This window comes from Larkinella terrae, assembly GCF_009668025.1.
GTDB classification, from domain to species: domain Bacteria; phylum Bacteroidota; class Bacteroidia; order Cytophagales; family Spirosomataceae; genus Larkinella; species Larkinella terrae.
Genome location: NZ_WJXZ01000002.1, coordinates 278069 through 292799 on the forward strand (window position 1 = coordinate 278069; position 14731 = coordinate 292799).

General features: G+C 53.6%; 9 protein-coding genes. 7 read left to right on the forward strand and 2 right to left on the reverse strand.

The genetic code is table 11. The features are described 5' to 3' along the window. From GJJ30_RS05265 to GJJ30_RS05275, 3 genes are read left to right on the forward strand one after another with little or no spacing between them, the layout of a single operon-like run. Positions 1–966 (forward strand): glycosyltransferase family 2 protein, encoded by a 966-nt coding sequence (locus GJJ30_RS05265; RefSeq protein ID WP_154173898.1) that lies wholly within the window; start codon positions 1–3, stop codon positions 964–966. Continuing rightward, complete coding sequence (locus tag GJJ30_RS05270) at positions 947–1669, forward strand: class I SAM-dependent methyltransferase (RefSeq protein WP_170299127.1); 723 nt, start codon at positions 947–949, stop codon at positions 1667–1669. Before GJJ30_RS05265 ends, GJJ30_RS05270 begins: the two co-directional genes overlap by 20 nt. Beyond that, on the forward strand, positions 1669–3291 hold the full coding sequence (locus tag GJJ30_RS05275; RefSeq protein WP_154173902.1) for a hypothetical protein: 1623 nt from the start codon (positions 1669–1671) through the stop codon (positions 3289–3291). Before GJJ30_RS05270 ends, GJJ30_RS05275 begins: the two co-directional genes overlap by 1 nt. A 127-nt stretch (positions 3292–3418) precedes the next feature. Here GJJ30_RS05275 and GJJ30_RS05280 read toward each other — a convergent pair whose 3' ends face one another. Next, positions 3419–5809: an alpha-L-rhamnosidase-related protein gene (locus GJJ30_RS05280; RefSeq protein WP_154173904.1), complete on the reverse strand. Its 2391-nt coding sequence runs from the start codon at positions 5807–5809 to the stop codon at positions 3419–3421. A 276-nt stretch (positions 5810–6085) separates the two neighbouring features. On the opposite strand from GJJ30_RS05280, the gene GJJ30_RS05285 reads away from it, so the two are divergent. Continuing rightward, positions 6086–8122 carry a tetratricopeptide repeat-containing sensor histidine kinase gene (locus GJJ30_RS05285; protein ID WP_154173906.1) on the forward strand — a complete coding sequence of 679 codons (2037 nt, stop codon included), beginning with the start codon at positions 6086–6088 and terminating at the stop codon, positions 8120–8122. A 10-nt stretch (positions 8123–8132) separates the two neighbouring features. On the opposite strand, the gene GJJ30_RS05290 is transcribed toward GJJ30_RS05285, so the two are convergent. Then, complete coding sequence (locus GJJ30_RS05290) at positions 8133–9161, reverse strand: YpdA family putative bacillithiol disulfide reductase (RefSeq protein WP_154173908.1); 1029 nt, start codon at positions 9159–9161, stop codon at positions 8133–8135. A 346-nt stretch (positions 9162–9507) separates the two neighbouring features. Between GJJ30_RS05290 and kefF the strand changes: the two genes are divergently transcribed. The 3 genes from kefF (at position 9508) to priA (ending at position 14706) form a co-directional block, all read left to right on the forward strand. Continuing rightward, positions 9508–10098 carry a glutathione-regulated potassium-efflux system oxidoreductase KefF gene (gene kefF, locus GJJ30_RS05295; RefSeq protein ID WP_154173910.1) on the forward strand — a complete coding sequence of 197 codons (591 nt, stop codon included), beginning with the start codon at positions 9508–9510 and terminating at the stop codon, positions 10096–10098. A gap of 8 nt (positions 10099–10106) precedes the next feature. Then, positions 10107–11999, forward strand: a complete 1893-nt coding sequence (locus GJJ30_RS05300) for a monovalent cation:proton antiporter-2 (CPA2) family protein (RefSeq protein WP_154173912.1) — start codon at positions 10107–10109, stop codon at positions 11997–11999. A gap of 202 nt (positions 12000–12201) precedes the next feature. Continuing rightward, entirely contained in the window at positions 12202–14706 is a 2505-nt protein-coding gene (gene priA / locus GJJ30_RS05305; RefSeq protein ID WP_310588191.1) for a replication restart helicase PriA, read from the forward strand. Positions 14707–14731: the final 25 nt, after the last annotated feature.

Here is a 14731-nt window from a genome sequence, read left to right on the forward strand (position 1 = left end):
ATGTTACTCTCCGTTATCATTCCCGTCTACAATAGCGAACGGACCATCTTTCCGCTGGTCGAATGTCTTACGTATGAACTCGCGGCTTATTCGTTTGAGATTGTGCTGGTCAACGATGGCAGCCGCGATGCGTCCGAAGACATCTGTGAAACGCTGGCGCAGACGTTTCCGCAGGTCCAGTTTATTTCGCTGCGGAAAAATTTCGGTGAATTCCAGGCGGTTATGTGCGGTCTGAACCACGCGCGGGGCGAATTCTGCGTCATTATCGACGACGATTTCCAGAACCCACCGCAGGAAATCATCAAGCTGCTGCGCGAAGCACAGCAGGGCGATTACGACGTGGTGTATTCGCAATACGAGAAAAAGGAACACGTCTGGTTCCGGAATGTCGGGAGCTGGCTGGTCAACCGCCTGACGACCTGGCTGCTCCGGAAACCGTCGGATCTGTACCTGTCCAGCTTTAAATTGATCCGCCAGGAAGTGGTTCAGGAAATTATTCAGTACACGGGCCCGTATCCCTACCTCGACGGGCTGATTTTCCGGACCACCCGCAACGTCGGACGCGTTATTGTGCAACACGAAAAGCGCAAGGAAGGCGGATCGAATTACACCGTCAATCGGTTGATTTCGCTCTTTTTGACCATTTTGTTCGGCTATTCCGTTCAGCCGCTCCGTTTGCTGACCACCGCGGGCATTTTCATGATCCTGTTCAGTATCGTAGCGGGTCTGACCGAAACCATCGGTTCGCTGTTAACGCAGCACATTCCGCTGACCGATCATTTACTCTGGCTAACGGTTTGCCTCTGCGGAGGAATTCAGCTTTTCGGAATGGGTTTGCTCGGCGAATACGTCGGTCGGCTTTTCATGATGCAGAGTGGCCTGCCGCAGTACGTTGTCAAATCGGAACATTTCAACTATGATCGGAAATCGGAGCGAGTACGAAAGTATGTACCAAGTAGAGCGTAAACTCTGGTGGTATCGCATTCTGCACGACAAAGTGATTCGTCAAATCAAAGCCGGTTTTTCTACTGATCAATCCATTCGTATTCTGGATGCCGGTTGCGGAACCGGTGGTTTACTCGATGCCCTCCGGCAGGCGGGTTATCAAAATAGTGTGGGCTTCGATGCGTCGACGGATGCGGTTTTCTTTTCCCGCGAGCGCCATCTCCCGGTTGAACTGCACAACCTGCTCGACATTGCTTCGTTCCACCCCGGCGAAACGTTCGACGTGATCATCTGCGATGACGTCCTGTATTTTTTCAACGACGAACAGATTCGGCACATCCTGGGCGTTTTCCGGCAGCGGCTGCGTCCGGGCGGTCTTTTCATCAGCAACAACAACGCGTTTCCGGCCTTGCGCGGCACCCACGACATTGCGCTGAACATCTCCCGGCGGTTCGTAAAATCCGAGCTGGCGGATTTTGCCAGCCAAACCGGTTTTTCACTGAAACGGGTTTTTTACTGGAATTTTCTGCTGACCATTCCCATCTGGTTCGTTCGCAAAGTGCAGTTGTTCATCTGGCGTCTTAACCCGGCCCGGCCCGTGCATTCCGATGTCAATCAGCCGCCCAACTGGCTTAACGCGCTGCTGCTCCGAATTCTCCGGCTGGAAGAACGAACCTTCCGGGAGCCTCCTTTCGGCAGTTCGCTTTTCACCGTAATGCGCTGATGGAAACCGTTCTTTATGCCCTGCCTTTCCGGTTTTTTATCTGGCTTCTGCTGGCGGTCTGGAGCGGGATAATCGGCTGGAAAGTGATTTTTCGCGATTCGTTTCCGCGTTTTTCCGGCCGGGTTTTTCTGGGTATTTCGTTCCTGCTTTTTGTGGCAATCCGGGTGCTTTACGCGCCGGACCGGCAGCAGAACATCGATACCAGCACCTGGCTAGCGACGGCCCTGACTGTCGGGAAAGCCAGCGATCCGCTCTACACCCTGCTCAACTATTCCGACGGGCGGCCGCTGGCGGTTTTGCCCCTGGCGATCGCCGAACTGATCGGTATTTCGCTCGATTACCGCCTGGCCGACCTGATCGGCGTTCTGCTTTGGTGCATTACGCTGTGGGTCTTCGGGCGAATCCTGAAAAGCTACCTCGCCAAAGAAATCACCCTGGCGTTGATCTGGCTTCCCATGTTGCTGCTGAGCACCGTCTGGAACGATTTTGCCAGTTTCAACACCGAAATCACGGGCAATCTGTGGCTGGTTCTGGGCCTTTTCTGGCTTTTACGCATCCGTGAAAAACCGGTCTGGGCGGTGGTGGGAATTGGATTCTGGCTGGGCTGTCTGCCGTTTGTGAAATTCCAGACCGTGCCGATGGGCATTGCTCTGGGCTTATTCGGTGTCTGGAAACTCTACCAGGTCCGGCGGTTTTCGGCTTTACCCGGTTTGGTGGCCGGAGCCTTGTTACCGGTTTTGCTTTTAACGGTTTATTACGCCGGAAAAAACGATCTGGACTCGTTTTGGGGCGATTATTTCAGTAATTACTTCGTCTATTCCTACACCACCGAATACTCCGATCTGTCGCCGGGGGAGCGGTTTTCGCCCGTTCACATTGTTCGTTATTTGCTGCATTCGTACCAGTTTTTCCTGTACTGGATCGGCATTTTCGGAGCGATTCTAGTCGGGCTTTTCGGGCTGATCCGCCGGCCGGTTTTGAAAATGACCGGGCAAAAAGAGCGGTTTTGGTTTGCGCTGATCTGGCTGATTGCCAGCTTCTATGCGGTTTTGCAGGCCGGTAACAATTATACCCATTACCTGCTTTTTCTGGTTTTCCCCAGCCTGTTTCTGCTCTCCGTTCTGGGCAGTACGCTTGCTGTTGCGATTACGCAAAAAGTCGTTCTGGTCAGTTTAGGGACGGTTTTGGCGCAGGCTTCGATCAACTGTTTTTTCCGAAAACCGCTCGACATTCATCCCGGCGAACCGCTGTTCCAGCAAATTTCGGCCGAAATCCAAAACCGCAGCCAGCCGGACGACGGTCTGGTGCTTTGGGGGTACGTCGACCGGCTCCACGTGTACGCCCGCCGACCGATGGGCTACCGAAACTCCAACGCGTTCTGGGTGTATTTTCCGACCTCGACGCAGGCTTTTCGCATGAAGGAGTTTCTGAGCGATCTGGAACAAAACAAGCCCCGCCTGTTTATCGACGTCATGACGCCCCGCATCTCCATGTTTGCCGACAAAGCTTATAAATTCGAAAATTATCCGGCGATCAACGCGTACATCAGTCAGCATTACCAATTGGTAAAAACGATTGAAGACGTCCGGATTTATGAGCGGAAACGGGAGAAGATAAAATAATGATCAATGTAAAATGACGAATAGTAAATGTAAAAGTGGCTAGACGCTCTTTGACTTTAGTATTTACTATTCGTCATTTTACATTGATCATTCGTTTTTTATTACGATCACCTTGATTTTGAATAGATTACAAACTAACCGTTTGCTGCCCCTCCTTCAACGCCAGGGTTTTTCCTTTCCATTTCAGCGTTCCGGTCAGACCTTCGGGCAGCGTAACGGTGCCTTTCAAACCGCCGGTGGGCGTTTTGTCGAACCGCACGGCAATCTCGCCCGCCGGGTGCGGCATGGCTCCTTCCGCGAATTGCAGGTTGCCGAGGTAGGGCGTAATCACGACGGTTTCAAAACCGGGGGATGCCGGATTGATGCCGCAAATCGTCGAGAGAAACTCATAATTCGGAGCCGCGCTCCACGCGTGGCAGTCGGAGCGGGTCGGTTCGGGGTTTTCGGCAAAGGTGGTCAGGCCCATCGCCAGCATGTCGTGCCAGGGTTTCAGCATCGGCAGAAACTGATCTGCCATACCGGTTTTTTTCAGCGCCTGAAACAGATAAAATTTGAAGTAAAACGTCGCCTGAATCAGGCTGGGATCTGCCATCACTTTCTGCATTAATACCTTTTGCTGCGCCACCGGCACGGCGTCGGTCAGGATAGCCCAGATATTGGCGTGCTGACTGAAACCGGTTTTGTCGGGCGTGTCGGCCATCAACCCGCGACCGGAATCCCAGCAACGGTCGTAGACATTTTTGGCCAGCCGGATTCCCACCAGGCGGTAATGCTCAGCCTGCTGGTTTTTGCCGTAATGATAAAACAGTTGCGAAATCCGCTGCATTGTATACGCTTGTTGCAGTGTCAGAATAGCCGAACCACCTTTTCGCGCCCCTTTCGGTACCCCGCCCATGCCTTCTTCCGGGGCGTCCCATTTCGACCAGTCGACGAAATTCCACCATTCGAGCGGACCATTTAACCCGTTGGTAGCCAGCCGTTTTTCGTGCCAGTCCAGCACGCTTACCATACCGGGCATCATGGATTCGACGAACTTGTCGTCTTTCCGGTGCATCCAGTAATCGTAAACCATGCTGACCCAATAGAGCGAAAACGGCGGAATGACCTGAAAGTCAGCGCTCGGGTAGCGACTTTGCGTCAAACCGTCGTTAAACCGGCTGTGGTCGAAATCCGCAATGGCCTTCTTCATCAGTCGATCATCGCCCGTCACGTAAAGCGAAATGAACGACTGAATGCGTGTGTCGCCGGTATACTGAAACTGTTCGTAATACGGACAATCGTAGTAGGTTTCCCCGGCGCAAAGCCGTGCCGTCCGCCAGCCGACGTTCCAGATATTTTTTAAACTCTCGTCGCTGCTGGCAAACCGGGCTTTTTCCTGAAACGGATAACCGGTAAAATGACCGATCAGATCATGGACCTCCAGCGGTTCGCCTTTGGTTTCAATGGTAATCTGCAAATACCGGTACGTGCGGAATAACAGCGGTCGGAAAGTACGTTTCTGCCGGCTGCCGTCGCCGATAAACTGATCTTCAAAACCGACTAATTGCTTGCCTTCCACCTGGTTGCGGTTTCCTTTCTGCCGCTTTTCGTCCACCAGCGCTTCGGCGTAAGCCAGCGTAACGACGGCATCTTTGCCCCGGCTGACGGTCAGTTCGGGAAACGCATTAGTCAGGTAGCCCTGATCGAGCAGAATAACGGCTTTGTGGTTGCGGTGAACGGTAAAGGAATTTTTTCCCTTCAAAAAATCGTCGTCCACATCGACGCCTTCCGCCCGCCGGACCGTTGTGAGCCGGAGCGGAGTTTCTTCCATCAATGGAATGGTGCGCGGCACCAGATTCCAGTTGCCGTCGGTTCCCAGACCGCGCGGTTTGGCGGGCCAGCCGACCGGTTTGGCGGGCAGCCACGCAGCATCGTCGAAGGCGGTTGCTTCCCAGCCCCAGGGGTATCTGGCCGCATCCACCCGGTCGCCCGCGCCGATGACGATGTACGTCCGCAGTTTCGGAATGTCGTTGATCACCGGTGAATAGGCCGGATTCTGGAGAATTTTCCAGGTATTATTGGTATTGACCACCTGCTCGGCGTCGCCATCGCCCTGCACGATGAACCCGAACTGGTAATTCATCTGCGCAAACGGCGCGTACTCGGCCATATAAGTCACCACGGCAGCCAGGGTATTTTTGCCCGCGTTCAGGTACGGCGCAATGTCGACGGTTTCGTAATTCCAGTTTTGGAGATCGCTGCGCGCCGGGCCGGAAACCACGGCCTTGCCGTTGACAAACAGCCGGTAGCGGTTATCGCCGGAAACGTTGATCACGAAGCGACCCGGTTTTTGCGCCAGTTCAAAACTCTTCCGGAAATGATACACGCCGTAGGCCCGGATCGGCGCCGTCGGGTGCCCAATCCACTGCGCTTTCCAGAAGTCGGTTTGCCAGCGAAGAGTGGGAGCTAGGGGCGCGGGGGTTTGGGCAAAGGAAAGAGAAGCGAAAAGAAGGAAACAAAAAAGCAGTCGGGTTTTCATAGAAGCTTGAGCCGGTCAGAATCAGTCTGCAAGATAATGACAAAACCGCGCTATCGTATTCTGCGCCTGCCGGTTGATGCCTGCTGAGCATCGAATATTTCGCTGGAAAAAAACCGGTTTGATAAAATTGGGAATTTATCGGTCACTAAAATGTGACTTTTAGGGTGATAGCCAGACTTTTGCTTTGTAATAATCATAAAATTGTTTCTATTTTAATATCCGATTGATTGAATTCGTTTGTGTGCGGTTGCCAGTCTCAACGTGTACGGAAAAAGTATGAATAAAACGTGTACCTTTTTTATCCTGATTGTGTTTTGGGCGACGCTATCCTGTGAAAAAAAGCCCCATTCGGCCTCCGACCACGTTGCCTGGGCCGATAGTACCGCCGAACGGGCTACCAATCTCATGGACGGCAAAGATGCGGCAGCTTCGATCCGCTATCTGGATTCGGCTTATCAGGCCATGCCCCATCCCGGCCTGGGCGATTTGTGGAAAAAATACAATGTCAAAGCCAGCTATTACAAGCATTATGATCACAACCTGATCAAACGGAGGCTGTATGTGGATAGCATGCTGACCATTCTGGACAAGGCAAAAACCACTTACCGGAATGAATATGCCCACTCGCTCTACGCCCTGGCCAATTTGCTGGAGGAAGAAAAGAAATACAACCAGGCTTTCAAGCAGTATTACGACGGCCGAAATTTCTCCAAAGGCATTCTGGACAATTGCAGCATGAGCGATTTCACGAGTGCCCTGGGCGTTATCCGGTATCGGCAGGAGCAATACCGGCAGGCCATTCCCTACTTTAAGCAGGCTTACGACGAGGTAGCATCGTGTTCGAACCCGGTTTTTCAGTACGGTTTCATTCAGCGCCAGAGTGTTTTGAATTCGATTGCCTTGTGTTTCGAGAAATCCGGCCGACCGGATTCTGCCGTGGTTTACTACAACCGGGCGCTGGATTTTATCAAAGCGAGCCCCAACCGGTATCCGCATAAACGGGATTTTATCACCACCGCCCGCGCCGTTGTGGAGGGGAATCTGGGCGGAACTTATGCCAAACTGAATCAATTTCAGGCAGCCGAAACGCATTTGCTGACCAACATCCGGCTCAACGACCGGCCGGGGTTTTCCATTGAAGACGCCCAAACCGGCAAGATCAAGCTGGCCCGGTTATACATTAACCACAATCGGTTGCCCAAAGCGAAATTGTTGCTCGACGAGCTGGGAGCGGATCTGGTGTCGGGCCGGGGCAGAAGCATTTCGCACGGGGAGATTTGGGAAAACTGGTACCAATTGAAAGGACTCTACTACGACAAAGCGGGTGATCTTGTCAATGCGTACCGGTTTTCATCGAAGTACCACGCCTACCGCGATTCGCTGGATCGGCTGAACAACGGCCTGAAAAAGGTCGATATGGACCAGGTGCTGAGGGAGCACGAGCAGAAATACAAACTTTCGATGCTGGAGAAAAGCAGTGAACTGAAGACGAGTTATGTGATCGGACTGTCGGTTTTTCTGGGCATGGCGCTGTGCCTGATTTTCGTCATCTGGCTTTTTTACCACCGCTCCCGCACCAACGTCAGAAACCTGACGGAACTCAACAGTCAGATGCAGCGGACGCTTTCGGCACTCGAAAACAGCCAGCGGGAAAACGCCCGGCTGATGAAAATTGTGGCCCATGACCTGCGCAACCCGATTGGGGCGATGTCGTCGATGGCAGAAATGATGCTGGACGACGACAACCGCGCCGAAGACGACCGGGGATTTCTGAAACTCATTAAAGACTCCGGCACCAATTCCCTGGAACTGGTCAACAACCTGATGCACATGAATGGCTCGTCGGACGAACCCTTTAAGCGGGAGGATGTGAATCTCGCCGATCTGGTGCAGCAGTGTGCCGATATGCTGGCGCTGCGGGCCAGCCAGAAGCAGCAGGAGATCCGATTACATCTCAAACCGGCTGTGCTTCGGCTGAATTATGAAAAGATGTGGCGCGTGGTTAGTAACCTGATTTCCAATGCCATCAAATTCAGTCCGTCGGGCTCTGTCATTGATCTGTCGATTGAAACCGGTCCGAAATGGGTCCAACTGAGCGTCCGGGATACCGGCATCGGTATTCCACCAGACGTTGGGGATAAGATTTTCGACGTCTTTACCGAGTCGAAACGCAAAGGAACTTCGGGCGAAGAATCCTTCGGGCTGGGCCTGTCGATCACCAAACAGATTGTGGAAGCCCATGCCGGGAAAATCTCGTTCGAAAGTGCTCCGAACCAGGGCACGACGTTTCGGATCAGGCTCCCGGTGGAGTGAGAACCCCTTCTCAAATCCGCTCAATCAACTCCGCTACTTTCCGCACCGGTTTGCCGGTGATGTGGTCGATGATGGCTTTGGCGTGGTCGCGGCCGTTTTCGATGAACACTTTTTCGGTGTAAATGCCCGCCATCACCGTACCGCAGACGTACAGCCCCGGCACGTTGGTTTCGAAAGTTTCCTTGTCGTAGGTCGGCACCTGAGTTTCCGGATTCAGGCTCACCCCGCACTCTTTCAGCAGGTCGGCGTCGGGAATGTAGCCGGTCAGAATCAGCACAAAATCGGCGGGGAGTTCGCTTTCTTCACCGGTTTGCAGGTTGGTGGTGCAGACTTTCCCCGGCTCGATGCGCGTCACGCAGGTGCTGAATTTGGTGTGAATTTTTCCTTCCTTCACCCGATTCTTGACGTCCGGCACCAGCCAGTATTTGACGGTTTTCCGAAAATCGTCGGCCCGGTGCACAATCGTCACGTGGGCGTCGGCGCGGTAAAGTTCCAGAGCCGCTTCCACCGCCGAGTTCGATGCCCCGACGATGACGACGTTGGTGAACGAATACGGGAACGGTTCGTCGTAATAATGCGTGACGTGCGGCAAGTCCTCGCCCGGTATTTGCAGCCAGCGGGGTTTGTCAAAATAACCCGTTGCCAGAATGATTTTGCGGGCCTGGTAGGTCTGGTCGTTGGTCGTAAAAACCGTAAACAGCTCTTTGGATTCGGCTTCTTCCTCGTCGGACGGCTGGTAGCGCGTAACGTGCTTTACCTCGGTGAACAGCTTGAAATTCAGCTTGTAATACCCGGCTACTTTCCGGTAATACTGTAACGCTTCGGTACGGTTGGCTTTTACGCCGGCAATCGGAAACGGAATGCCGCCAATCTCGATGTTTTCGGCCGTCGAGAAAAACCGCATCATTTTCGGATACCGCCGGATCGACTCCGTCAGGCTGCCTTTTTCCAGAATCAAATGACTCAATCCCGCTTTGGAAGCTTCGATTCCGGCCGCCAGACCGCAAGGTCCCCCGCCAATGATAATTACGTCGTACATATTTCGTTTTCCCTTAAATCCGGTTGCTAATTAAAGAATACCAAATTTAGCCAAAGAAGTTCTGATCAGACGTATAATTTCCCTGACAGCGGTTGAAGACCCTGTCAGCGGTTATAGAAATCCGCAAAAAAACGCCCGAGACCTTATCAGAGGCCGTAAAAATCAATAAACCCAACCGCCCGAGACCCTGCCAGCGGCTGTAAAAACCGGTCAGGCAAACCGCACGGATGTTCACCGCCGGTTTTTATTTCCTCAGAATTGGCTTAAATTTGATCATACAGGCAAGCCTGGCCGGCTGGATTTACCGGTCTGTGAGTCGTTTACCTGACCGATTTTCCCGTAAAGCATGTCATCCGTACTGATTCTTTTTGCGCATCCTGCCTTAGAAAAATCCAGAACCAACCGGCTTTTGCTGGAAGCCTGCCGGTCGGTCGATGGGGTTACTGTCAACGATCTTTATGAAGAATACCCGGATTTTGACATCGACGTAGACCGCGAGCAGCAGTTGTTACTGGATCACGATTTTATTATTCTGCACCACCCGTTTTACTGGTACAGCTCACCCGCGATGGTGAAACAGTGGCAGGACCTGGTGCTGGAGCATGGCTGGGCGTATGGCCGGGAAGGCAATGCGCTGGTCGGTAAAAAAATGCTGAACGTGGTAACCACCGGCGGACCCCGGCGGGCATACGAAGAAGAAGGCTACAACCGTTTTACGCTGCGGCAGTTTCTGGCGCCGTTCGATCAGACGGCCCATCTCTGCAAAATGATCTACCTCCCGCCCTTTGCCGTCCACGGAACCCACCGCCTGACGGAACCGGAAATGCACCAGGCTGCCAGCCAGTATAAAAGCCTGCTGACGATGCTAAGCACCGACCAGATTGACATCGAAGACGCCCGAACGCGTCAATACATGAACGAATTTATTATCGATTAACCGTCCTTATGAATCAAACCGTACTTCTTCAGGCTATTGTTTACCTGGCTTCCGGCGTTTTTTTTGTGCCCATTGCCAAACGCCTGGGGCTGGGCTCGGTGCTGGGCTACCTGCTGGCGGGCGTCATGATCGGCCCGGCCGTGTTGGGGCTGGTGGGCAAAGAGAGCCACGATATCATGCACTTTGCCGAGTTTGGCGTCATCATCATGCTGTTTCTGGTCGGGCTGGAACTGGAACCCGAGCGGCTCTGGAAACTCCGTATGCCGGTTTTGGGCCTGGGCGGTTTGCAGGTGTCGCTCACGGCGGTGCTGACCGGCGGACTGGCCTTGACGACCGGTTTGCCCTGGCAGCCGTCGCTGGCGCTGGGCATGATCCTGGCGATGTCGTCGACGGCCATTGTGCTGCAAACCCTGAACGAAAAAGGGCTGATGGCAACGGCGGCCGGTCAGAATACCTTTGCGGTTTTGCTGTTTCAGGATATTGCCGTCATTCCGATTCTGGCTATTATGCCGCTGCTGGCGACGTATCCCGTCGCTTCGGCGGCCGATCACCACGCGCACGTTTCGCTCATCGACGGCCTGCCGGGCTGGCTGCGGCCGTTTGCGGTGGTGGGCGCGGTGGTCGGTCTGGTGCTGGTTGGGCGGTATGTGATGGGACCGGTTTTTCGGATCATCGCCCGGACGGGCATGCGCGAAGTGTTTATTGCGACGGCTTTGCTGATGGTGGTGAGTATTTCGGTGCTGATGGAAATGGTGGGGCTGAGTCCGGCGCTGGGCGCGTTTGTCGCGGGCGTGGTGCTGGCCAACAGCGAATACAAGCATGAACTGGAAAGCGACATCGACCCGTTCAAAGGCTTGCTGCTTGGGTTGTTTTTTATTTCGGTGGGCGCTGCGATCAATTTTGATCTGATTCTTGAAAAACCGCTGCTCGTAGTCGGAATCGTGATTGCCGTTATGGTGGCTAAAGCGCTGGTTCTGTTTATTCTAGGGAAGATATTTAAACTCAAAACCGATCAGAATCTGCTCTTTGCCCTGGGGCTTTGTCAGGTAGGCGAATTTGCGTTCGTACTGTTTTCGTTCGCTTCGCAGAACGGTATTCTGTCGCGGGACATTGTGGATATGATGACGGCGGTGGTAGCTATCAGCATGGGCCTGACGCCACTGGTTTTTCTGGCCAACGAACGATTGATTCTACCCCGGGTTGGCACGAAGGAAATTGTTGAGAAAGAGCAGGATACGATCGAGGAAAAGAATGCGGTGATCGTCGCCGGTTTTGGCCGGTACGGCAACATTGTCGGGCGGTTTTTGCGGGGCAACAACATCGGAACGACGGTACTGGATTTCGATTCGGACCGGGTCGATATTCTGCGCAAACTGGGGATGAAAGTTTATTACGGCGACGCGTCCCGGTATGATTTGCTGAAATCGGCCGGAGCTGAAGATGCCAAACTGATGATTATTGCGCTGGATTCGCCGGAAAAATCGCTCGACCTGATCGAGACCGTCAAGAAGCATTTTCCGCACCTGCAGATTCTGGTGAAGGCCATCGACCGCGACGATTCCTACGAATTTATGGAAGCCGGAATTACGCACATTTACCGCGAAACCATCGACAGTTCGCTCCGGATGGGCGTCGATGCCATGACGCTGCTGGGCTACCGGGCCTACCAATCGCAGCGGGCGGCCCGCCTGTTTCTGAAGCACGACGAACGAAACATGACCGAACTGGCCGCCTTCCGGCACGATCGGAAACAGTACTTCAGCAGCGCCCGGCAGCGCATTCGGGAACTGGAGGAACTGCTCAGCTCCGACGAAAAAGACCGCTGGCTGAAAGATGTCGAAGACGGCTGGGACCCCGAAACGCTGCGGAATGAAATCCGGGAGATGTTTTCCGGAAAGTAATCGGCCGGGCGGACCGGGCTTGCGACTCGAAACGATTTCTAAAGGAACTTATCGCGGCATTTGTTAACTTGCTATAGGAAGACAAAAGAAGAAAGAGGATAGAGGAACGACTAATCGCTTTACACTTAATGCGTGAATCCCGCTTCGTATTCTCTTTTGCCGAATTGTCTGCTGTATAAGAAGAATTAAAGCCGTATTCATTGTGCAATCGCTGCCCCAACTAGTTGCGTTCGACGAGGAAACCACCTTTTTCGCTGACCTGATCATCCCTGTACCGATCCCAAAACTGTTCACCTACCGCGTGCCGCGCGACATGGTGGAGCGGCTGAAAGTGGGGGCGCGGGTGATTGTGCCGTTTGGCAAAAACCGGGTGTACACGGCGGTCGTGGGGCGTATTCACCACCAGCCACCGAATACGTATCAGGCCAAATACATCCTCGAATTACTGGACGAATACCCGCTGATTACCGGCTACCAGCTGGAGCTATTTAGCTGGATGGCAGAGTATTATCTCTGTAATATCGGCGATGTGCTGAACGTGGCGTTGCCGTCGGGCCTGAAAATTACGAGCCAGTCGAAAGTGCAGTACAACCCGGATTTTGATTACCCCGAACTGCTGACCGACGACGAAGTGCGCTTGCTGGACGAACTTAAAAAGCACTCGGCCCTGTCGTACGAAGAACTCGGGCGGCTGGTCGGGGAAACCAACGTGCCGACGATCATCAAAGCGTTGGTGGGCAAACGGGCGGTGATCGTGTTCGACGAAGTTCGGGAAAAGTACGTGCCGAAGATGGTTCGGAAAGTGCGGCTGACGGCGAATTATGAAAACCGGGAGCAGGTTCTTGCCTTAATTAACGGACTGGAAAAGCTGCCGAAACAGCAGGAGGTGGTGATGAAATACCTGAGCCACATTCCGGTGCTGAAAAATCCGGCGCTGAACCTCAAAGGACTCGATAAAACCATCCTGAACCAGGACGATGAACTCTCGCAGTCGTCGCTGCAAACCCTGATCAAAAACCAGGTATTTGAGACGTTCGAAGTCATCGTTCCCCGGTTTGGCGACGAAGAAATGCAGAATGTTGAAGTGAAACTGACTGACGTTCAGCAACGAGCGTGCAATCAGGTGCTCAGTGCGTTCAACGAAAAAGACATCGTACTGCTGCACGGGATCACGGGAAGTGGCAAAACCGAGGTCTATATCAACCTCATTCAGAATGCGCTGGAAAGCGGTTCGCAGGTGTTGTATCTGCTGCCCGAAATTGCGCTGACCACCCAGATTGTGGTTCGCCTGCGGAAAGTCTTTGGCGACAAAATGGGCATTTACCATTCGAAATTCTCAGACAACGAGCGCGTCGAAGTCTGGAAGGGAATTGTGGACGGCCAATACCAGTTTGTGGTGGGCGTACGCTCGGCGGTTTTTCTGCCGTTCGACAATCTGGGGCTGATTATCGTGGACGAGGAACACGAAACCTCGTATAAACAGCACGACCCGGCTCCGCGCTACCACGCCCGCGACGTGGCCATGATGATTGCCCACTGGCAGAAAGCCAAGGTTTTGCTCGGATCGGCGACGCCTTCCATCGAAAGTTATTACCACGCCCAGCAGGGACGCTACGGTTTTGTTGAACTGCTCGAACGCTACGGCGACGCCATGCTGCCCGACATTGTGCTGGTGAATACGCGGCTGGAAAAGCAGCAGAAGAAGATGAAAAACGAATTTTCGTCGGTTTTGCTCGATCAATTGCAGCAGAATCTGGAGCGCGGGGAGCAGAGTATTCTGTTTCAGAACCGGCGCGGGTATTCGCCGTATTTGCAGTGTGAAGACTGCGAGTGGACGAGCCGTTGCCCCAATTGCGACGTCAGCCTGACCTACCACATGCGCGATGCCGAACTCCGCTGCCACTATTGCGGTCACAAAGATCCCGTGCCGAAAAGCTGTCCGGCCTGCGGGTCGTATAAGGTTCGGACGATCGGTTTCGGGACCGAAAAGCTGGAAGATCAGCTCCAGATTGTGTTTCCCGAAGCCCGGATTCAGCGGATGGATCTGGACACGACGCGGGCCAAGAATGCGTACCAGCAGATTATTTCGGAGTTTGAGGGCGGCAATGTCGATATTCTCGTCGGAACGCAGATGATCAGCAAAGGGCTGGATTTTGGGAACGTGAGTCTGGTGGGTATTTTTGACTCCGACCGGATGATTCACTACCCGGAATTTCGGGCCATCGAGCGGGCGTTTCAGATGATTACGCAGGTCAGCGGCCGGGCGGGCCGACGCGCCGACCGACGCGGTAAAGTGCTGATTCAGACCAGCAATCCGCAGCAGGCGGTTTTACTGAAAATTCTGGAAAACGACTACAAAGGGCTATTTGAGGAAGAGATCGTTGAGCGGGAAAACTACAATTATCCGCCATTCTCGCGGCTCATCAAACTGACGGTTCGGCACGCTGAGCAGCGGATTAGCCAGCAGGCGGCTGAGCGGCTGGTGGCCCAACTGACCGAAAAGCTGGGCGAAGCGCGGGTGCTGGGCCCGGAGGTTCCGCTGGTGGAACGCATCCGGAATCAGTTTCTGTACACGGTTTTGATCAAGCTGGAACGCAGCATCAGCCCCAAAGCCGCCAAGGTGTTTATTCTCGAAAAAATCAACGAACTGCTGAGTGACAAGGGCTTAAAAGCCGTTACTGTGGTGGCGGATGTGGATTGTTTGTAGCCGGAACCAGACCAACGTAAAATCA